Genomic DNA, 20,453 nt, shown 5'->3' on the forward strand with positions numbered 1-20,453 from the left:
TTTGGCAAGTGACCCATCCGCCCTCATCCCCGGCCCTTCTCCCCCAGGAGAAGGGAGCCGTTAGCCCTGCCCTCCACCGCCCCCAGTCTAGCCCAGATGTTAGGAGCGGCGCGATGGGTTTCAAAAACTGTAACGAGCGGACTAACCCTCATAAATATCTCGACGATGCCCCACCTTGATTACCCGGATGATCAAGGCGCGATCTTCCACCTGATAGATAATGCGGTAATTGCCCCAACGCAAACGATACTCATCCGCTCGTCCCTTTAACTTTTTGCACCCCGCAGGTCTCGGATCAATTGCGAGATTTTCGATCACCGCGATCAATGCTTTTTGGACTTCAGGGGTCAGCTTCTTCAATTGCCGCTGTGCCGCTGACTGGATGACGATTTGATAGCTCATTCTAAACCGAGTGTTTGCTTGAAGCTAGCCAAAGACACTTCTCCCGGTTCTGCCAACGCAACTGCGGCATCAAAACTATCGATTTCATCCTCTAAAACTTCAAGACATTGCTCAAAATCCAAGCCGTATTTGAATTGTAGATACTGTAAAAAATGATAAATTTCATCGATCGCAGCGCGATTTAAGGCAGGTAACGTCAGGGTAATCGGTTCAGTGCGAGGTAAAGTCGTCATTATAATTCAGGAGAAAATAAACGGACTCTTCTAGGCTAGCATTGGCCCATCATCACTATTGGCAACCTGAGCTATTTCCATCGTCGCAAAGCTCAACACCAGCAATGGCGTAATTAGCCCGTTAATCGCTGCATCACCCTACCCCACAGCAAAACACCGCCCCCAGTCTAGCCCAGAGGTTGGGGTGCGATCAGTTCGTTACCGAAATTGCAACCAATATAATAGTCAGTATTACCTCTTCCCGATCACACCATGACCGAACTCCTGCAAGCGGCGATCGCACAACTGCAACAACTCCCTACCCAAGAACAAGACCGCATTGCCAGCCGTTTACTCGATGAACTCGAAGAACTTGCTGACATTCGTGCCTACGATACAGCCAAGCAGGCTCCTGATGAAGTTATTTCCTTCGAGCAGGCAATCCGCGAAATTGAGCGTGCATGAGCTATCAAATCAACATTTTGCGCCACGCTCAAAAATCTCTGAGCAAACTGCCGCAGGATGAATATGAACGCATTAAAGAGACAATTCAGTTGTTAGCGACAACTCCTCGGCCTAACGGTAGCCGAAAGCTTACAGGACGTGAGGGTTGGCGACTTCGTGTGGGTGACTATCGTGTGATTTATGAGATTGATGACCCTCAAAAAACAATTACAGTGCTTTCCATTGGTCATCGGTGCGAAATATACCGTTGAATCTCTGAAACTCTATTAACCCCAACGCAAATAACGGAAACGGCACAACCACCACATCACCCTTTACAAATTGCGCCATGCTTGATCCTCTTCCGGTTTCAGCCCGTCCCTTTAACTTTTCCCGTGAAGATCCAGAACCGCCCCGCGCCCTGGTTTAGGAAATTTGCCGATGGATGTACTCAAGGCAATACAAAGCGCGATCGCCTATACACTCAACCTCAAACTGAGCTAAAACCCTCAGTCTAATGGGAACGCCGCAAGACTCGACACCAGAGAGGCGCGATCGCTGCATCACCCTACCCCACAGCAAAACACCGCCCCCAGTCTAGCCCAGAGGTTGGGGCGCGATCGCACCGTTGCAAAAACCGTAGCGATCGCCCCCAATCCCAAAAATCGTTGGGGTGCAAACCGCTGGGGGGTTCAACCCTAGGGGGGCTAAGCCGTAACTAACGATGCCAAGGGGTCGGGAATGGCGGCGCTGGGTGCTTCAAATTCCCCAGTGAGGACAAATTCTAGGCGTAATTTGAGCCAGGTGATAAATTGCTTGTTTGTGGAAACGATCGCAACAGCGGGTTTGGGACATTGGGCGTTGGCAGCAGCGAGTTCAGGGGCATCAAGGAAAGCCGGCTGCTTGACAAGCCAAAAATCAATCTCTTTCTGTTGTTCCCCGTAGTGGCGGGTGCGTTCTTTGAGCACTTCTTCGAGGGGTTCTTCTTCGAGTAAAAATTTCTGACTGGCAGCCACGTAATAATAAGTCGTCATAATTAGTTACAAATTCTCCGTATTCCATTGTTGTGGGTCGTGACCGGGTTTAGGGGCGATCGTTCACAATTCTCCACGCATGGCTTTTTTCATGTCCTGCACAGCTCGCTCCATCCCGATCAGGGAAGCGCGGCTGATGATGGTATGGCCGATGTTGAGTTCTTCCATGTGGGGGATGGAAGCCACGGGATAGACGTTGCGATAGGTCAGGCCGTGACCGGCATTGATGCGGAGGCCAAGGCTGCGGGCGAGTTCTGCGCCCTGGGTGAGGATGGCCAATTCGCGATCGCAGTCCTCCTCGCGGGTGGCGTTGGCATAGGTTCCCGTGTGGAGTTCGATAAACTGGGCTTGGGTTTTGGCGGCGGCGGCGATTTGATCTGGGTCGGCATCAATGAACCAACTGACGGGAATGCCTGCCGATTGGAGGCGATCGCACACCTGACAATACCGATCCAAATCCCCCAACAGATTTAACCCGCCCTCAGTGGTCACCTCTTCGCGCTTCTCCGGCACGAGGGTCGCATAGTCCGGCTTCACCTCTAGGGCAATCTGCACCATTTCATCCGTCGCCGCCATTTCCAAATTCAAATGAGTCTGTACGGTTTCCCGCAAGAGGCGAATATCACGATCCTGAATATGGCGGCGATCTTCGCGCAGATGGGCCGTAATGCCATCCGCGCCGGCGAGTTCTGCCAAAAAAGCCGCAGCAACGGGTTCCGGCTCAATGGTGCGGCGGGCTTGGCGAATCGTGGCAATGTGGTCAATATTAACGCCGAGGGTCAACACAGGACTGAACTTTTAAACACAATAGGTACTGTATCTTACACCGAAAATTCACGGGAATGGGCCACGCAACCCATCCACAGGATCAAAATTCTGCGTCAGTTCTGCGCCTTCACCTCTAATACCAATTTTCTAAAGGAAAACCACAGAGAACGTGATTCAGGCAAGGGGCTTAAGCCCCTTGTTCCGTAGCCTAAATTTTAAGAATTGGTAACCCAGGGAGAATGAAGCCAAGAAGCCCTCTCCTGGGGGAGAGGGTTGGGGTGAGGGAATGGCGGTTAAGCGCTGAGGTCGTGGAATTGACCGATGGCCCGGAATTTTTGATAGCGGGCTTCGCGGCGTTCAGCCGGGGTGAGACTGAGTAAGACTTCAAGATTTTTGAGCAAACTGGCTTTCAAGCCCTGAGCCGCACCGATGGGGTCAGAATGAGCACCGCTTGAGGGTTCGGGGAGAATTTCATCGAGAATGCCGAAGTTTTTTAGATCCCAGGCGGTAATTTTCAAGGCGGCGGCGGCTTGGGGGGCTTTGGCGGCATCTTTCCAGAGGATGGCGGCGCAGGCTTCGGGGGTGGCGACGGTATAGACGGCATGCTCGAACATGAGAATGCGATCGCCCACACCAATCCCCAACGCGCCCCCCGATCCGCCTTCGCCGATCACGGTACAGAGAATCGGCACATCAAAACTAAACATTTCCCGCAGGTTGTAGGCGATCGCTTCCCCCTGGCCGAGTTTTTCCGCCTCAACCCCCGCCCAAGCCCCCGGCGTATCAATAAAGGTCAAAATCGGCATCCCAAACCGATTCGCATGTTCCATCAACCGCAAGGCCTTCCGGTAGCCCCCCGGTGATGCCATGCCAAAATTACGCAGGACATTATCTTTCGTATCCCGGCCCTTTTGATGGCCAAGCATCACCACTGGCATCCCGCCCAAACGAGCCACCCCACCCACCAACGCCGGGTCATCATTGCCGCTGCGATCGCCATGGAGTTCAAGCCACTCATCACACATCGCCTGAATATAGTCCAACGTCGAAGGACGACGCGGATGCCGCGCCAACTGAAGCCGCTGAGCCGGAGTCAAACTACTAAAAATTTCTTGGCGCAACTGGTCTGCTTTCGCCTCCAACTCCCGGATTTGCTCAGACACATCGACGTTATTTTCACGGGCAAGTTCTCGAATCTGCTCAATCCGCGACTCTAACTCGCAGAGCGGCTTCTCAAACGTGAGCAGAAACGGACGGTTTTTAGTGGCACTCATAGGGAAATAAAGGGGTAAAACAAAACAGTGGGGGGCTAAACAGTCAGCAGCGGCTGGAAACCATGCTTCACCGATGCCGCTCCAATTTGCTCCATTTTTTCCACCGTAATTTGATTCCGGCCCCAGGAAAAATTAGTGTGCCATTGTTCAAACTCCAGCAGCATCGCCTCGGCAAAACAGGCAAAAAATTGTCGTCCGGGCACATCCATCTCGACAATTTCCATAATTTTCCAATCAATATCCAAACTATGCTCCACAATTCCACCCTTGAGGACACAAACACCCTCTTGGGCCAGCTTGGTATCAAGATTTTTCGGATAGCCCCCGTCAATCAAAAGACAAGGGTTTTTCAACGGAATCGCGCTGATATCCACACCCTGGGGCATACTCGCCACCCAAACCACGATATCCGCCAGGGGTAACGCCTCTTCTAGGCCGAGAATCTTGCCGCGCCCCAATTCCGTTTGCAAATTGTTGAGTCGCTCTTGATTGCGGGCAATCAGGAGGAGATCTTGGACATCCGTTTTGCGATCGAGCCAGCGACAAACCGCGCTGCCAATATCCCCGGTAGCACCGCACACCGCCACGGTTGCCTCGGAGAGCTTGATCCCCAGTTTGGCGGCGTATTGTTCCACTTGGCGACAGATGATGTAGGCGGTGTGGGTGTTGCCGGTGGTGAAACGGCTGAAGTCGAGTTCGACATTGCGCACCTGTTTATTGGCGCTCAAATTAAAATTTTCAAAAATAATCGAGGAAAATCCGCCGAGGGCAGTGATGTCGAGGTGTTCTTTTTGAGCACAGGCCATCGCGTTGAGGATTTTCCGAATCGCGGTCTTGATCCGTCGTTGCGACAGCATTTCCGGCAGGAAAAAGGATTCAACGTATTTGCCTTCAATTTTTTGTCCGGTCGCACTGGTGACGGTAATGTGATCGACAACTTGAGGCGGAGCAGCACACCAGAGGTCTAGCCCTTGTTCACTCTCTTCGAGATAACCGAGTTCGTGGGCTTTGGCGTGGGCGTGTTCAAGATTGGTAAGGTGACCGATAAGACCAAACATGGGCAGGTTGTTTGAATGGGCCCGTGAGATTCAGCGAGCGATGAATTTACGTAAAGAAAAAGTAAAGACTTTTAACGATAGTACCAAAAACGGGGACTGAGGATAGAGAACGGTTTGGATTTTCGCAGAATTCAGCCAGAGAAGATCAAGGTAGTGACTAGCAGCTAAGACTAGTCACTACCTTTGTGCTGAACTTGAATGGGGGTTAGGCGGCAGTGAGTCCGTAGGAAGACATTCTCATGATTTCACGGGTGTTAAAACCAATGTTGCCGAGGGCATCACCGTAGCTCACCATGAAGTCTTCGACGAGGGCCGCTTTTTCCATCCCTAGGACGGCGGCATCATCCTCGACTGCGTTGAGCATTTGCCAAACGATGGGGAGGTTTTCTTTGTTGGCAGCTTCGAGGGCGGCTTTGGATGCCTCGAAATGCTCGTTGAGCCAGACTTCACCGAAGTTGAGGTGTTTGTACTCGTCTGTGACCACGCCTTCGGTGATTTTGCGGGCGAAGTCGTCGGCGACGGGGATGTAGATGTTGTAGGCGGCGATCGCAAAGGCTTCGATGATCAAGGATTGGATCACGAAGCAGGCGACGACATTGCCTTCCGCATGGGCGGTTTTGAAGTTGCCATGGAGACGAGCAAAGTACTGTTTCGCAAATTCCATGTCCGGGGTCACGGTGAGATTACGACCACAGGCTTGAAACCCTTTCATGTGGCGCTTTTCCATTTTCGCCAAGGTGGTCAGTTCATCTTTGTGCTCGGGGAGTAGTTCACCCATCGCAATATAGTTGTTGTAGGCTTCTTGTTCGCCCTCAATCACGATCGCATTAATGCGGCTATATGCGTCTTTGTACGTTTCACTCGTAAAGTCTAGTTCAGGGCGGACTGCAAGTTCCTGCATCAGTGGGTTGTCTCCTAATTGATTTTACGTTCATCCCAATCCTAGCGCTTGGCTAGACTGGGAACAATTGCGGCCTAAAGACTAAGGTTAAAGCAAACATCGCTCTAACGATTAGGATTTTCTTCTAATAGGTATATGGTAACGATTTTACTTTAACAATCATATTGTTGCTTAACTGCAAATAACTTATCTAAAACAGGACTTCGACAGAAAATACTTATCATTTCAAGGGAAATCGATAGATGGTATGGCATCACACAGATTTTCGTCCGGGTTGATAGTAGGGGGGAAATACGCGAGATGCCGCGCTCAATTGCCATTTCAGACGAAAGGGGTGGGTGAACGGTCAGGGTTTTCAGGCTGGAACAGTGGGTTTTGATGGCGATGGGGTTTGCTCGGTCTGGATGGCTGAAATGCGCCTGCTGGGCCGTGGGCGATCGCACTCCCTTTATTCTATCGCTGTTGCGATCGCCCTGCCGCATCCCCCGCCCCCAACCGGGATCAAGTTGACCCTTTGCCCTCCTGACTGGCTTCCAATTGGAGCACCACGAGGGTCATATCATCCTTGTAGGTGTCGCCGTCCCCGACAAAGCGCTGCACCTGATCAAAAAGATGATCCAGGATCGCCTGAGCGCCGTAACCTTCTTGGCACGCCCATTCAAAGGCCGTGTTAAAGCGGTCTTCATCAAAGCGATCGCCCGATTGACTCATCGCGTCCGTGAAGCCATCGGTGAAGTACACCACCGTATCCCCCGGCGCGAGTTGGATTTGAGCATCTTCATAGACCGAATCGATATCGAGGCCGATCAGCATGCCCCAGGTATCGAGCTTCCGGAGCGATCGCGTTTGCGCCTGCCAGAGCAGGGGGGGATGGTGCGCCGCATTGGTATAGGACAGCAGCCGCGTTTGGGGGTTGTATTCGGAATAGAACAGCGTCAGGAAACGATGGGAATTGTCAAGATCCGCGTACATCACCTGATTGAGGTGCTGGACAATTTGGGCAGGACTGTGGCGGTTCAACACTTCCGCCCGGAGCATTCCCCGCGTCATCGTCATAATCAACCCCGCCGGAACCCCTTTACCCATCACATCCCCGATCACAATACTCCAGGGCGAAGTCGTCAGCACAGGGTCTTCGTGGCTAAATTGATCGTAGGTGGTGGGAATAAAGTCGTAGTAGTCGCCGCCGACCCGATTCGCAGTTTTACAACTGGCGGCAATGTTGACCCCGGCAATGGTGGGGCAGTGATGGGGCAAGAGGTGATCTTGGATTTCTGAGGCAATTTCTAGCTCGCGATCGAGGCGTTCTTTTTGGCGGAGTTCGTTGGTCATGTCTTGGTTAGCGATCGCCACCGCCGTTTGATCCGCCACCAACTGCACCAACTTGCGCCGCGTCGAAGTCCATTGATAACTCGCGTCATCACTGAAAATATAGAGCCGGCCCCGCTCTTGATTTTTCACCAAAATCGGCGTGCCAAACAACTGCACCGTTTGCCCAAAATAGTCTTGCAGCCGTTGATCCAAAACCGCCGACTGAAATCCTGCCGATTTAGCAGCGATCGCATCTTGGTTTTGGTCAAACGTGCGGGTAATCGTTTCCAAGGCCCGCCGAATATCACGGCAGGCATGGCCCTCTTGGCAGTGCAATTGTTCTAGGCGGGGCTTCCCGTCAGGGCGCACCAACACCAACGCCCCCCCATCAGCATCAGTCACCCGCGCCGCCATTAACGGCACGATCTCTAAAAACTGATTGAGATTATTAAAACTGCGCAGGGCAAAACCCAAGGAACTGAGCAGGTTTTGAATCCGGTTTTGTTCTCGATACAACCGCGCTACGAGTTCCTTGAGAGCAGCAACCGCAGTCGCCTCAGGGGTTCGAGTTGAGGCGAGATCTGAATTGGAAGAGGGGGGAAGCGGTGCGGCCATCATTGCTGTTGAGTTGTGCAGGCACAGGGAATTTTAAATCAAACAGAAGCCTCACTGGAGGCTTCATGATCAGCGAAGCTTCAACGCCTATTGGGGGGACAGAGGCGAGGCAAGTCGCGCTTAGGATCATGAGGTAGTCTCAAAATCAATAGCACACCTCAGCGTTTCTGTCAATTTCTTGAGGCGGTATTTTTACTCACTGAGCAGCGCTTCGACAAATTCATAGCTAGAGAAGGGGCGCAGGTCTTCAATCCCTTCCCCAGCCCCAATAAACCGGATGGGTAGGTTTAATTGTTGGGCAACGGCGAGGGCGACTCCTCCCTTGGCTGTGCCGTCCAGTTTTGTGAGAACAACACCGCTTAACTGGGCGGATTCCGAAAAGACTTGGGCTTGGCGCAGTCCGTTTTGGCCCAGGGTTGCATCCAGGACAAGGAGGGATTCAATCACGGCGTTGGGGGCTTTTTTGTCGATGATGCGGCGAATTTTACTGAGTTCCTCCATCAGGTTTTGCTTGTTTTGGAGGCGGCCAGCGGTATCAACAAGCAGCAGTTGGGTGTTGCGGGCTTGGGCAGCGGCGATCGCATCATAAACCACCGCCGCCGGATCGGTATTTTTGCCGGGGTTGGCAATCACGGCGGTTTGGGTGCGATCGCCCCACACTTTCACCTGTTCCACGGCGGCGGCTCGGAAGGTGTCCGCAGCGGCAATCAGGCAGGGATAGCCGGACTTTTGGGCCAGGTTAGCCAATTTGCCGATGGTGGTGGTTTTCCCGGCCCCATTCACCCCGGTCATCAGCCAAATATTCAGACAATCATCAACGGGGACAAGGGCGGCATTGTCCGGATCGGGGAGGGGTTGATCGAGAATGCTACAGAGAATTTCTTTGAGGTAGGCGATCGCTTCATCCGGCGGTAACGCATCTTCCCGCAGGCGATTTTGCAGGGTTTCAATAATATGATCCGTCGCCACTACCCCCACATCAGCTTGCAGCAAGAGGGCCTCAATTTCCAGGACGGCTTCGTCATTGAGGGGGCCTTGACCCACCACCGCTTTTAACTGGTTAACCAAGCTGCGCCGCGTCTTACCGAGGCCGTCCCGCAACCGTTTGAGCCAGCTAATTTCTTCGAGGTCGATATCTTCGGGGCGGCGACCCTGTTCAGCGAGAATCTTCGCCGACCACATAAAGTCATCGTCAAAGGCCATCGCGGCTTCGGGTTCATCGTCAGCGATCGCCGTTTCCTTCAGACGTTCCAAGCCATCGGATTTTTTCATCCATGCCGGTTGGGGCGAACTGGGAGCGGGTTCCGGTTCCGGCGTAGGTTCTGGTGCGATCGGCTCCGTTGGTTCTGGCTCCGGTTCGAGCATTTCTACGGCGGCGGCCGGTGTGGGTTCAGAGTCCTCGGCGACGGGGTCGGGTGCGGAAGAGTCCGGCTCGGAGCGTTCCGGTTCCGGGTCGGCGGGAGGGGTTGGCTCGTCGGGTTCTGGCTCCGGTTCAGCCGTAGCGGTTGGGGCGGCTTCGACTTGCTGACTTTGGATGTTTTGATAAGCGGCCTTGGCCCATTGGAGATAGTCAAGCGCAGGATCAGCCTCCTCCGATGCTGGGGCAGGCTCCTCGCTGGGGGTTTCCTTCACCTCCGGCTGGGGTGAGTCTGAAACCGGGTCGTCTTGCTTTTTTTTGCGCTTGAACCAATTAAACACGGGCATTACCTTCTGACGATGTTCATCTCAATTAAAATCGCTACTCTATAGACTAGTATGCCGGAAGCCGCGATCGCACCGGATCAAACCACAGGTTTCCCCCCTTGACAAGCTCGATATCTCCCGGCATGGGATCTTCCCGAAAGCCAGGCGAGCAGGACGCGATCGCCATGACACGACATCACAGGAATGCAGCGGCAATGGGTGCAGGGGTTCCGGGCATTCTGGTAGACTCTGGGAGCTTGCCCGATCGCACCCATTGGATCAGCCTCATGAACCCTAATGATTAACACTGTCATTCTCTTAACCGCAGACGCAGGATCAGAGGCGATCGCCTCCCACCTGCACGCCGCAATTCAGGCGATGAATCCTGAGGTAACCATAACCCACCAGGTCGCCGCCCCAAGGTATCCCGCCGCCACGCCTGCCACCCTGATCTGTCCCCTCAGCCTTGATCTGCCCGCCGCCGCCCCACGCACCTATACCCAATGGCAAGATCTTGCCGCCCAACGCACCTGGGCAACACAGTTAGACTATGCCACCGGGGACGGCGATCTGTGGCTGCCGATTATCTGGACGGCCAAAGGCCCCCTGTATGGCGAAGCAATTGACCCGTCCGACCATGCACCCTATCCCCACCACCTCAACGATGCCCAACGCCAACCCCTCTACGCCCTCGCCTACCAACTCTTGAGCCATTATCAGGCGATGCCGTCGGTGTATATGCTGGGGTTTCGGGTGGTGGGGGATCTGGAGATTCAGTTTGATCGGGTGATTCCCTTTCCGAATTCGGCGGCGATCGCGTCTCTCGGTCGCCAAACCCCAGATCTATTCGTCTGTCATTGGCTCTGTCTCACTGGGCAACCGATCCGCGATGTAACGGTCTTACCCGCAGCGATCGCCTAGCCCAGCGTCAATGCCAAGAATGAGGATACTTGTAGTGCCGTGGCACGTCTTAATCGGTGGGTTACGGCGGATTGCTAGATTGCAGTAATAGTCTGTATTTAAGCCGCCTAACCCACCCTACAATTCAGCATTATTTTAGCTGTGCCGTGGCAGTAGGGTGCTGTTAGCGAAGCGTAACGCACCGTTCCATTGAGCATTGGACATTCAAGACGATCCGAAGATGAAGTCTTAACGCTGCTAGCCCTACAAATCCGGGCCGTAGGGGAAATAGTAGAGCACCTGTCCTAACTCGTTGCGGAGGATGGTGGTGGTATCGGGGTTGTCGAGGCGTTGGGAAACAGCGATCGCATTTTCGTAGAGTTCCCGCGCCTTGGGCCAACGCCGCAACAGCACATGATACTGAGCATAGAGGTGTAACGCCCGTAATTCGCGCCGAGGCTGCTCCGTTTGGCGAGCTAAGGTGATCCAATCATCCAACGCCTGGAACGCATTCACCCAGCGCTGGGTTCGCCCGTAGGAATAGGCCAACCCTTCAAAGGCGCGGAACTGGTTGTGAATGTCCCCCTCTTCTTCGGCATACCACCGGGCGAGGCGATATTCTGCCAGGGCTTGATCATGGCGATCGAGGGCTTGGTAGGCATCCCCCACATTATTCAGGGTGTAGGCATGGCCGCCGATGTGGGGATAGCGTCGCCGCAGGGGCCAGGCGATTTCGTAGGCCGCGATCGCCCCCGTATAGTCCCCCATTTGCGCCTTCGCCAGCCCTAAATTACTCAAGCTCAACCCCTCCCCGGCCTCGCTGCCAATGGTCTGGGCTAACTCCGCCGCCTCCGCAAAACTGGCCGCCGCACTTTGGGGATCGCTGCGATTGAGGAGCATCGTACCGAGATTATTCAAGGCATACACTTGACGAAACGCATTGCCCACATCCCGCGCTGCCCCCAAACTTTGGCGAAACGAATATTCCGCCTCGTTGAAATAGCCCAACTGGAGATAGGCAATCCCCAGATGCTCATGCACCACCCCGATCGCCCCCAAATCTTGCAATTCCGTATATTGCACCAAGGCCCCCCGCCACAGTTGCACCGCCTTGGCCAGTTCGCCCACCTCTTCTGCGGCTTGGGCCAGTTGAAAGAGGCGATTGGCGGCGGCGTGGGCGGGGGTGTTGGGTTGATCCACCGGGGGAAGCTCAAGCTGTTGATCGAGAAAATCAATGCCTTGGGCGATCGCAGGCGACGACAGGCCGACAGTGGCCAGGAGCGCGATCGCGCTCCGCACGCTCCAGAGTTGAGCAAGACGAGAAAAGCAAGCCGTCACGATGATCCCTCCGGTGAATTCCCTAGCAACCCTAAGCCTAATGCCCGACCCCAATATAGCGGAAGCCCGCCGCCTCGGCAGCCTTGCGATCGAGGAAATTCCGACCATCAATAATCACCGGGGTATGCATCAACGTTGCGAGTTTTTGATAGTCCAACGCCGCGAACTGTTGCCAGTCCGTCACCAACACCAAGGCATCACAGCCATCGGCCAAACGGTCGATATCGGTTTCCACCATCACCCCGGACAGGCCTTGACCAATGCCGGTTTGGGACACGATCGGGTCGTAGGCTTTCACCTTCGCGCCGAGGCGGTTGAGTTGTTCGATCAAGTCCAGGGAGGGGGCATCGCGCATATCGTCGGTGTCGGGCTTGAAGGTTAAGCCCAGGAGGCCCACCACTTTCCCTTTGAGGATTTTGAGTTCCTGTTGGAGTTTTTCTAAGGTGATCAACCGTTGGCGTTTGTTGACGCTGACGGCGGATTTTAAGAGTTCGGCATCATAGCCGTAGTCGTCGGCGGTGTGGATCAAGGCGGATACATCTTTCGGGAAACAGGAGCCGCCCCACCCTAAGCCGGCTTGGAGAAATTTGGAGCCGATCCGGGAATCGAGGCCGATCCCTTCAGCGACTTGGGTGACATCTGCACCGACGCGATCGCAAATATTCGCGATTTCGTTAATAAAACTAATCTTCGTCGCCAAGAAAGAATTGGCCGCATATTTGATCATCTCCGCCGAATTGAGATCCGTCGCCACCACCGGCACGGGCGGCAGGGTTTGATCATCGGCAAAGGTGCGGTCTACCAAGGGTTGATAGAGTTCCTTCATCCGATCAATGGCCTGTTGGCTGTTGCTGCCGAGGACGATGCGATCGGGGTTGAAGGTGTCAAACACCGCCGACCCTTCCCGCAAAAATTCCGGGTTACTGACCACATCAAAGGGCGCATCCGCCTCGGATACGGTGCTGTTGGTCTGTTCCGACAGCCCATCAAGGACAATCATCCGCACCCAATCCCCCGACCCGATCGGCACAGTGGACTTATTGACAATCACCTTATAGCCGCCTTTGAGATGTTGGCCGATCCCCTTCGCCACGGCTTCCACGTAGCGGGTATCGCTTTCTCCCGTCGGCAAGGCGGGGGTTCCCACGGCGATAAACAGCACCTCGCCATGCTCCACGCCATAGCCTAAATCTGAGGTGAATTCTAACCGGCCGGCTTCCATGCAGGATTTCATCAATTCCGACAAGCCCGGCTCATAGATGGGGGATTGACCCGATCGCATCAATTGCACTTTCTGCTCGTTGTTATCCACGCAAATCACATGGTGGCCAATCTGCGCCAGGCAAACCCCAGTCACTAACCCTACATACCCTGTTCCAATTACACACACTTGCATGGCTTTCACTCATTCCTAATGGCTGTACAACAATTTCAGATCGCGGTGACACGCTTGCACCCCTACGGAGTTTGGAGGCGATCGCGGAAATAGGCGATCGTTTTCGTTAACCCCTCATCCAGAGGAATCGTCGGCTCCCAACCCAACCAATTTTTAGCACGGGTAATGTCCGGTTGCCGCTGTTTTGGATCATCTTGGGGCAATGGTTCAAACACCAGATCCGCCTCCGGATTAATCCGCTGTTGGATCGTTTGCGCCAACTCTAAAATCGTATATTCCCCCGGATTACCAATATTCACCGGCTCTGTATGATCACTGGCCATCAAGCGCAAAAACCCCTCCACCAAATCCGACACATAACAAAAACTCCGGGTTTGCGACCCATCACCATACACCGTCAAAGGCTTACCCTGTAAGGCTTGAACAATAAAATTACTCACCACCCGGCCATCATTGGGCAGCATCCGAGGGCCGTAGGTGTTGAAAATTCGCACCACGCGCACCTCTAAGCCATGCTCGCGGTGGTAGTCATAGGTCAAGGTTTCCGCCATCCGTTTCCCTTCGTCATAGCAGGCGCGAATCCCGATGCAGTTCACGTTACCGCGATAGTCCTCGGATTGGGGATGCACATCGGGATCGCCATACACCTCCGAAGTGGATGCCAGAAAAAAGCGAGCACCCACTCGTTTAGCCAGCCCCAGCATATTGATCGTCCCCAGCACATTGGTTTTGACGGTTTTAATCGGGTTGAACTGATAATGAACGGGAGAGGCGGGACAAGCCAGGTGATAGACTTGATCCACTTCAAGGCGAATCGGTTCCGTAATATCGTGGCGAATCAGTTCAAAATTGGGATTGTTGAACCAATGCAAAAGATTGCGTTTATTCCCGGTATAGAAATTATCTAGGCAAATGACTTCATGATCTTGCTGCATGAGGCGATCGATGAGGTGAGAGCCGAGAAACCCTGCACCACCCGTCACTAGAATTCTCATAGGGCTAATGTTGACAATTTTGGCTTCAATCTTAAGCTATTCTTCGGGCGGTTGGGGCGGCGAATCGGGTCTGGGCTTCAAATTTTTTTAAATCTGCTGGGGGGAATTGCGTTCCTGGGTGGGCTGTTCACGGTGAGCGGTGTAGGACAGGTGGGGGATGATCCGATGGGGTGCGGATGGATTGCACAGACCTCCACTGGGGGGTATGATAAAAGACTGTGTTTTTGTCAAGGTATTTAGCCGAATAGTGTAGGAGGATTACGGTGACTCAACGAACTTTGCGCGGCACGAACCGCAAACAAAAGCGTCAATCAGGGTTTCGCGCTCGGATGCGCACCCACAATGGCCGACGTGTAATTGCAACCCGTCGCCGCAAAGGGCGGCATCGCTTAGCGGTTTAGAAGCTTGAGCAAACGGTGGCAACGTGGGGTTAGCCAACTGCAATCGGCTCAAGCATCGACGTGAGTTCCAAGCAGTGTACGAACGGGGCGATCGCATTCACGGTCGATATCTCACCGTGCGTTATTTGCCGATGCCATGCCCCGAAGCCCCGCCCAAAATTGGGATCACGGTGGGGAAGCGAGTTAGTAAAAAGGCTGTGGTGCGGAACCGCATTAAACGTCAAATCCGAGCCATTTTTCGCCAAATCTTACCCCAAATTGTTCCCGGCCACTGCTTGGTTGTGAATGTCAAGCCCCAAGCAATGACGTGCGAATATGAACATTTTTTGCGAGAATTAAAGCAGTTATTGACAAAAGCCGAGGTATGGCATGGGTATAAAAGAAACAGCATTTTATGAAGGTGGCCCCCATATTGGCGACTTGATTTTGAATATTTTGTTAGGGTTTACGGTGATTTGTTTACCCTTAACCGTCGGGGCCGTGGTGCGGGCCCTGTGGCTGCGTTATCGGATTACCGATCGCCGGGTCTCGGTGACGGGGGGATGGCAGGGGCGCGATCGCACTGATGTCGTCTACGCGGAGGTCGCCAAGATCGCCAGCGTGTCCCGTGGGATTGGCCTCTGGGGTGATATTGTGTTGACCCTCCGGGATGGTAATCGGCTTGAATTACGAGCCATTCCGAAATACCGTCAAATTTGTGACCACATTGCCGAGCGTACCGCCGAAAAAACCGGCATTTCCGTCGATCGGATTCGGATTTAATCCCCCTCCCCTCGCTTGTGTGTCTGGACCACTGCTTCTAAAAGCGACTCCACACTGCGTATTCACCCCACTTGTCCACCCAGCAGGCTCTCAATAGGCATGGATTTAGGTATCGGTTTCATCTCAACCAACATCATGTTGCCAATCCTGGATTTTTTCCATGAGATTGTGCCCAGTTACGGCTTTGCGATCATTGCCCTCACATTGGTAATTCGCTTTGCCGTCTACCCCCTCAGTGCCGGCTCCATTCGGAATATGCGCCGCACTCGCATCGCCCAACCGGTGATGCAAAAACGGGTTAAAGAAGTCCAAGAACGCTACAAAGACGACCCGAAAAAGCTTCAAGAATCGATGAGCGAAATCTACAAAGAGTATGGCAACCCCCTGGCGGGCTGTCTGCCCTTGTTGTTGCAATTGCCGATTCTGTGGGCTTTGTTCACCACCCTGCGGGGATCGCCCTTTGCGGATATTAACTACACCGTGGATCTGCAAATCTTCCCCAGCGAAGCCACCGAACAGATTCAACCCCAAATTTTCAAAACCAAACCCCAAAACATCTATCTCAATGAAGATGTTCACTATCGCCTCGCGGCGGTGATTCCCACGGGCAATCGCCTCACAGTGGGCGAGACGATTCACCCGGAATTCCAATCGGAAGAAGGGACTAGTTTTGCGAGTCTGCGGCAGGAATATGAAACCAGTCAGGTGACCCCGGCATGGACGGTTACGAAGGGTGAAGGCAATGTGGAAATTGCCCCCGATGGGACGGTGACAGCGATCGCCCCCGGTGAAGTGACCCTCCAAGGCACGATTCCCGGTCTTGCCGCCAATGAAGGTTTCCTCTTCATCAATGCCCTCGGCCGCGTCGGGGCGAAGGGTGAAAACGGTGCGATCCACTGGGATATTGTCGGCATGGTGCTGTTCTTTGGGGTCAGTACTTACATCAGTCAACAACTCACCGGCGCATCGGGGGGCAGTGGCCCGCAAAACGAGCAGCAGCAAACCATTAGCAAAATCACGCCGATTCTGTTTACGGGGATGTTTCTCGTCTTTCCCTTACCGGCGGGGGTGCTGATGTATATGACGGTGGCGAACGTGTTCCAAACGGCGCAAACCTTCATTTTGATGCGGGAACCGTTACCGGAAAACCTGCAAAAACTTGTCGAACAGCAGGAAAAACAAGAAGAGCGCGATAAAGGTGGCCGGGGGGATTTGCCCTTTGAGCCGAAGCGATCGAAGAAGAAAGAAAAAGCCTCTGGTTAAGGGGTGATCTGCCATGGCGAGCGAGTTGATGATGCGGGTATTGTGATCGCTTGTCTGCCATGGCTTGGTAATTAATGGCAGGCGCACGAGCGCGTCAGGATGAGTATGAGTGAGCAAATCGAACAGGGCCAACTGTGGCTAACCCAGTTGTTGACCCTGATGGGGGTTCCCTGTGGGGTGGAGTGCAGTCAATCGGCAAAAGATGGGGCCTATTGGCTAACGATCGCAGAACAGGATCTCAAACCGGAACAGGTTGAATGGTTGATTGGCGATCGCGGCAAACTGATCGATACGATCCAATACCTCGCCAATACCCTGTTGAATGCGAGCCACGATCGCCCGGTGCAGCATCCCTATACCGTGGAATTGGCGGACTATCGGATACGCCGTCAGGCGGAACTTGAAGCCCTGGTGGATCAGGTGGCGCAGAAGGTACGGGCAACGGGGCAGGAGGTGGAGTTGATGGATCTATCCGCCGCTGAACGTCGCCAAATTCATACTTTGTTTAAAGAGAGCGAAGATTTAACGACGGAAAGCCGGGGCGCAGAACCCCACCGCCGTTTGTTTGTGTTGCGCCGTAAGCTGAGCTAGCAGCGGGAGGGACTGAATGCAGCCAATTTTTATTCCGAATCTGTTGCAGCTTCCGGAACGAACGGAAGAGTTTGAACTGGAGGAGTTTATTGAGGGACTAGAAACCCTCACCCCGGTGCGAGGCAGCCTCAGCGTCACCCACCAAAGCACCTATTTGGATGTGCGATCGCAGGCGGAAACCATCGCCACCTTGGTCTGTCATCGCTGTTTAGCCCATTACAACCACCGTTTGCAAGTTGACACCCAAGAATTAATCTGGCTCGAAGCGACGAAACCCGATCACCCCAGCGCCGACGAAAATCAAGGTGATGAACTCCTCGAAACCCTCGCCCCCAACGGGCATTTTGACCCCCAAAACTGGCTCTATGAGCAGTTGAGCTTGGCGTTGCCGTTTCAGCAGGTCTGTAGTGATGACTGTCCAGGGATCGCGGTGGAGACCCCCCAGGAGAGCGCCGATGTGGATAGTCGGTGGGCGAGCTTGGCAAGTTTAAAAGAACAACTCTCGCAACGCGAGGATTGACGGCATGGCCTTTCGAGATGAGTTTGAGTTACTACTGCGGGCCTGCTATCCGCTGATCTACATCCCAACGGCGGAGGAAGAACGCCTTGAGAGTGCGATCGCCGCCTCGGCCCAAACCGTGGGCAATCGCACCGTCTACCTGTGGGATTTTGTCGAAGGGTATCAAAGTAATCCGAATCATCAGGGCGTGGGGCGGCGCAATCCGTTGCAGGCCTTGGAATTATTGGAAAAACTCCCGGAACAGGCGGCAGGGGTCTTTATTTTGCGGGATTTTCATCGTTTTTTAGAGGATATTTCAATCACGCGAAAATTACGAAATTTGGCGCGATCGCTCAAATCCCAACCGAAAACCCTCGTCGTCGTCGCTCCCTCGATCTCCATCCCCCCCGAACTCACCGAAGTCTTTACCATCGTTGATTTTCCCCTGCCCACGGCGGCGGAATTGCGGGGAGAAATGCAGCGGCTCTTGGTGGGGCAATCTCTGCCGGAAACGCTCCTAGATGCCTTGGTGCGAGCCTCCCAAGGGCTGCCCCTCGAACGGGTGCGGCGGGTCTTGACGCGGGCGATCGCTGCCCATGGCAAGCTCGAAGCCGATGATGTGGAATTGATCCTCGCGGAAAAACGCCAATCAATCCGCCAAACCCAAATCCTCGACTTTTACCCCGCCACGGAACAGATCACCGACATCGGTGGCCTCGATAACCTCAAAGATTGGCTGCTGCGGCGGGGCGGGGCATTCAGCGATCGCGCCCGCGCCTACGGGTTGCCCCATCCTCGCGGCCTGCTCCTGGTGGGGATTCAAGGCACGGGAAAATCCCTGACGGCGAAAGCGATCGCCCACCATTGGCACTTACCCCTCCTGCGCCTCGATGTGGGGCGACTCTTCGGCGGTCTCGTCGGCGAATCGGAATCCCGCACCCGCCAAATGATCACCCTCGCCGAAGCCCTCTCCCCCTGCATCCTCTGGATCGACGAGATCGACAAAGCCTTCGCCGGAGCCGATGGTAAAGGCGATTCCGGCACAACCAGCCGTGTGTTTGGCACGTTCATCACCTGGCTGGCGGAAAAAACCTCCCCCGTCTTCGTCGTCGCCACCGCCAACAACATCCAAAGCCTCCCCCCGGAAATGCTCCGCAAAGGTCGCTTTGATGAAATCTTTTTCGTCGGTCTGCCGTCCCAAGCGGAACGCCAGGAAATCTTCACCGTCCATCTCAGCCGTCTCCGCCCCCATAATTTGAAAAGTTACGATTGCGATCGCCTCGCCTACGAAACCCCCGACTTTTCCGGCGCGGAAATCGAACAAACCCTAATCGAAGCGATGCACATCGGTTTCAGCCAAAACCGCGACTTCACCACCGACGACATCCTCACCGCCGCCAGCCAAATCATCCCCCTCGCCCGCACCGCCAAGGAACAAATCCAATTCCTCCAAGCCTGGGCCGATGCCGGGAAAGCGCGGCTTGCGTCGCGGCGCGGCTCTCTCGGTTCGTTGTAAACAGACGCAATCCCTCTGCTCAAGATTCAGCCGACCGAACAAGGGGCTTAAGCCCCTTGCCTGTCCTCACCAACCTGTTCCCTGCGATACCATTGAATTGCTCAACCTGCCTGCACGCATCATGCAAACTCTGCCCATTGAACGTCATCTGCAAACCCTGGCGCAACTCCAGGCAGAGTTTGGCTTACAACGGGCTGAGGCTGAAGACTTTTTTGAGGAGTGGCTGACGGGGTTGCCCAGCTTGACAGTGGAGGAACAGACCGCCCTTGACCAGATTCGGGAGCGATACCATTACCAGTTTTCGGAAGGGCGTTTAGGTGAGGAGACGATCAAACTGATTGTCCTTTCGCCCGTATTACAATTGGCAGGTTTTTATAATCCCCCCTTTCAGCTTTGCGCTGAGGAAACCATTTATTTGGAAATTGAAGCGGATGAACGCCGTTATCGCGGTCGCATTGATGCGTTGATTTTGCAAGATCGCTTTTGGGTTGTTGCAATTGAGGCGAAAGATGCAGGGTTTTCTCTAGGTCTCGCCATTCCTCAACTCCTGGCCTATTTACTCGCAAGTCCGAACGAAACCAAACCCGTTTACGGGATGGTGACGAATGGGGAAAGTTTCACCTTTACAAAGTTGCAGGGTGGAACTACACCGCAATATGAAATGTCTGATGTGTTTTCCCTAATACCTCGTCGGAATCGCCTGTATGATGTGCTGCAAATCCTCAAACGGATGGGGCAAGTGGTGTTAGACGTTCCGACCCCCTCATTCTGAAACTGAAGCCAATGTGTAGGATAGTCGTCTCGGCTGTCCGGTCGTTTCGGAGAGTGAACGAGCTAGAAGCCCATCCCACAAGATTAATTTTTGGACAGTCACATTATATTTTGAGGGTTTGATCATGTCTATTGCGGAACAGTTACAGGGTTTTGTGCAGTTTTGCCAAGCTCACATTACGGGGGATGAAAAGGGCGAGGCTCAGGTGTTTCTCGATCGCTTCTTTGTGGCATTTGGCCATGAGGGGGCGATGCAGGCGGGGGCGGTGTTTGAGAAGCGGATTGAGAAGGGGAGTAAGAAGGGAAAAACGGGGTTTGC

26 protein-coding genes are annotated in these 20,453 nt (G+C 53.9%); 14 read left to right on the plus strand and 12 right to left on the minus strand.

Annotated features, from left to right (window positions below; genetic code table 11):
- Positions 1-141: 141 nt before the first annotated feature.
- Together PN477_RS04610 and PN477_RS04615 are read right to left on the minus strand one after the other, a co-directional pair.
- Positions 142-402, minus strand: coding sequence for a type II toxin-antitoxin system RelE family toxin (locus PN477_RS04610; protein ID WP_272120753.1), 261 nt, complete (start codon positions 400-402; stop codon positions 142-144).
- Positions 399-635, minus strand: a complete 237-nt coding sequence (locus tag PN477_RS04615; protein ID WP_272120750.1) for a hypothetical protein — start codon at positions 633-635, stop codon at positions 399-401. Before PN477_RS04615 ends, PN477_RS04610 begins: the two co-directional genes overlap by 4 nt.
- A 252-nt stretch (positions 636-887) precedes the next feature.
- Here PN477_RS04615 and PN477_RS04620 point away from each other — a divergent pair, with 252 nt between their 5' ends.
- Entirely contained in the window at positions 888-1,079 is a 192-nt protein-coding gene (locus PN477_RS04620; protein WP_272120748.1) for a hypothetical protein, read from the plus strand.
- Positions 1,076-1,330: a type II toxin-antitoxin system RelE family toxin gene (locus PN477_RS04625; RefSeq protein ID WP_272120745.1), complete on the plus strand. Its 255-nt coding sequence runs from the start codon at positions 1,076-1,078 to the stop codon at positions 1,328-1,330. The genes PN477_RS04620 and PN477_RS04625 overlap by 4 nt, the downstream gene beginning before the upstream one ends.
- A gap of 435 nt (positions 1,331-1,765) precedes the next feature.
- Here PN477_RS04625 and PN477_RS04630 read toward each other — a convergent pair whose 3' ends face one another.
- The 5 genes from PN477_RS04630 to PN477_RS04650 form a co-directional block, all read right to left on the minus strand.
- Positions 1,766-2,092: an MgPME-cyclase complex family protein gene (locus PN477_RS04630; RefSeq protein WP_272120743.1), complete on the minus strand. Its 327-nt coding sequence runs from the start codon at positions 2,090-2,092 to the stop codon at positions 1,766-1,768.
- 63 nt (positions 2,093-2,155) lie between these two features.
- Positions 2,156-2,878, minus strand: coding sequence for a pyridoxine 5'-phosphate synthase (locus PN477_RS04635; RefSeq protein WP_272120741.1), 723 nt, complete (start codon positions 2,876-2,878; stop codon positions 2,156-2,158).
- 275 nt (positions 2,879-3,153) lie between these two features.
- Positions 3,154-4,134: an acetyl-CoA carboxylase carboxyl transferase subunit alpha gene (gene accA, locus PN477_RS04640; protein ID WP_272120739.1), complete on the minus strand. Its 981-nt coding sequence runs from the start codon at positions 4,132-4,134 to the stop codon at positions 3,154-3,156.
- 35 nt (positions 4,135-4,169) lie between these two features.
- Positions 4,170-5,192: a long-chain acyl-[acyl-carrier-protein] reductase gene (locus PN477_RS04645; protein ID WP_272120737.1), complete on the minus strand. Its 1,023-nt coding sequence runs from the start codon at positions 5,190-5,192 to the stop codon at positions 4,170-4,172.
- 205 nt (positions 5,193-5,397) lie between these two features.
- Positions 5,398-6,093, minus strand: a complete 696-nt coding sequence (locus PN477_RS04650) for an aldehyde oxygenase (deformylating) (RefSeq protein WP_272120735.1) — start codon at positions 6,091-6,093, stop codon at positions 5,398-5,400.
- A 378-nt stretch (positions 6,094-6,471) separates the two neighbouring features.
- On the opposite strand from PN477_RS04650, the gene PN477_RS04655 reads away from it, so the two are divergent.
- Positions 6,472-6,603: a hypothetical protein gene (locus tag PN477_RS04655; RefSeq protein ID WP_272120733.1), complete on the plus strand. Its 132-nt coding sequence runs from the start codon at positions 6,472-6,474 to the stop codon at positions 6,601-6,603.
- Here the strand turns inward: PN477_RS04655 and PN477_RS04660 are convergent.
- Positions 6,595-8,022: a PP2C family protein-serine/threonine phosphatase gene (locus tag PN477_RS04660; RefSeq protein WP_272120731.1), complete on the minus strand. Its 1,428-nt coding sequence runs from the start codon at positions 8,020-8,022 to the stop codon at positions 6,595-6,597. The genes PN477_RS04655 and PN477_RS04660 overlap by 9 nt on opposite strands.
- 189 nt (positions 8,023-8,211) lie before the next feature.
- Complete coding sequence (gene ftsY / locus PN477_RS04665; protein ID WP_272120729.1) at positions 8,212-9,723, minus strand: signal recognition particle-docking protein FtsY; 1,512 nt, start codon at positions 9,721-9,723, stop codon at positions 8,212-8,214.
- Positions 9,724-9,845: 122 nt separating this feature from the next.
- On the opposite strand from ftsY, the gene PN477_RS04670 reads away from it, so the two are divergent.
- Together PN477_RS04670 and PN477_RS04675 are read left to right on the plus strand one after the other, a co-directional pair.
- Complete coding sequence (locus PN477_RS04670; protein WP_272147027.1) at positions 9,846-10,007, plus strand: hypothetical protein; 162 nt, start codon at positions 9,846-9,848, stop codon at positions 10,005-10,007.
- Positions 10,000-10,623 carry a hypothetical protein gene (locus PN477_RS04675; protein WP_272120727.1) on the plus strand — a complete coding sequence of 208 codons (624 nt, stop codon included), beginning with the start codon at positions 10,000-10,002 and terminating at the stop codon, positions 10,621-10,623. The genes PN477_RS04670 and PN477_RS04675 overlap by 8 nt, the downstream gene beginning before the upstream one ends.
- Before the next feature lie 243 nt (positions 10,624-10,866).
- Here PN477_RS04675 and PN477_RS04680 read toward each other — a convergent pair whose 3' ends face one another.
- The 3 genes from PN477_RS04680 to PN477_RS04690 all read right to left on the minus strand — a co-directional run bounded on the left by PN477_RS04680 (position 10,867) and on the right by PN477_RS04690 (position 14,331).
- Entirely contained in the window at positions 10,867-11,940 is a 1,074-nt protein-coding gene (locus tag PN477_RS04680; RefSeq protein WP_272120726.1) for a tetratricopeptide repeat protein, read from the minus strand.
- A gap of 37 nt (positions 11,941-11,977) precedes the next feature.
- Positions 11,978-13,336 carry a UDP-glucose dehydrogenase family protein gene (locus PN477_RS04685; RefSeq protein WP_272120724.1) on the minus strand — a complete coding sequence of 453 codons (1,359 nt, stop codon included), beginning with the start codon at positions 13,334-13,336 and terminating at the stop codon, positions 11,978-11,980.
- Between the two features lie 62 nt (positions 13,337-13,398).
- Positions 13,399-14,331, minus strand: a complete 933-nt coding sequence (locus tag PN477_RS04690; RefSeq protein WP_272120722.1) for a UDP-glucuronic acid decarboxylase family protein — start codon at positions 14,329-14,331, stop codon at positions 13,399-13,401.
- A gap of 263 nt (positions 14,332-14,594) precedes the next feature.
- On the opposite strand from PN477_RS04690, the gene rpmH reads away from it, so the two are divergent.
- The 9 genes from rpmH to PN477_RS04735 all read left to right on the plus strand — a co-directional run.
- Complete coding sequence (gene rpmH / locus PN477_RS04695; protein WP_072620372.1) at positions 14,595-14,732, plus strand: 50S ribosomal protein L34; 138 nt, start codon at positions 14,595-14,597, stop codon at positions 14,730-14,732.
- A 23-nt stretch (positions 14,733-14,755) separates the two neighbouring features.
- Entirely contained in the window at positions 14,756-15,130 is a 375-nt protein-coding gene (gene rnpA / locus PN477_RS04700) for a ribonuclease P protein component (protein ID WP_072620373.1), read from the plus strand.
- Positions 15,102-15,494 (plus strand): PH domain-containing protein, encoded by a 393-nt coding sequence (locus PN477_RS04705; RefSeq protein WP_272120717.1) that lies wholly within the window; start codon positions 15,102-15,104, stop codon positions 15,492-15,494. Before rnpA ends, PN477_RS04705 begins: the two co-directional genes overlap by 29 nt.
- A 99-nt stretch (positions 15,495-15,593) precedes the next feature.
- Positions 15,594-16,757 (plus strand): membrane protein insertase YidC, encoded by a 1,164-nt coding sequence (yidC, locus tag PN477_RS04710; protein ID WP_072620375.1) that lies wholly within the window; start codon positions 15,594-15,596, stop codon positions 16,755-16,757.
- A 105-nt stretch (positions 16,758-16,862) separates the two neighbouring features.
- Positions 16,863-17,348: a Jag family protein gene (locus PN477_RS04715; RefSeq protein ID WP_272120713.1), complete on the plus strand. Its 486-nt coding sequence runs from the start codon at positions 16,863-16,865 to the stop codon at positions 17,346-17,348.
- Between the two features lie 16 nt (positions 17,349-17,364).
- A complete protein-coding gene (locus PN477_RS04720; protein ID WP_272120710.1) occupies positions 17,365-17,868 on the plus strand; it encodes a YceD family protein in 504 nt (167 codons plus the stop codon).
- Between the two features lie 4 nt (positions 17,869-17,872).
- Positions 17,873-19,363, plus strand: a complete 1,491-nt coding sequence (locus PN477_RS04725) for an AAA family ATPase (protein ID WP_272120708.1) — start codon at positions 17,873-17,875, stop codon at positions 19,361-19,363.
- A gap of 121 nt (positions 19,364-19,484) precedes the next feature.
- Positions 19,485-20,135 (plus strand): restriction endonuclease subunit R, encoded by a 651-nt coding sequence (locus PN477_RS04730; RefSeq protein WP_272120706.1) that lies wholly within the window; start codon positions 19,485-19,487, stop codon positions 20,133-20,135.
- Between the two features lie 124 nt (positions 20,136-20,259).
- On the plus strand, positions 20,260-20,453 hold a 194-nt coding region (locus PN477_RS04735; RefSeq protein WP_272147029.1), incomplete at its 3' end, for a hypothetical protein.

The organism is Spirulina subsalsa CS-330, assembly GCF_028330765.1.
GTDB lineage: Bacteria > Cyanobacteriota > Cyanobacteriia > Cyanobacteriales > Spirulinaceae > Spirulina > Spirulina subsalsa_A.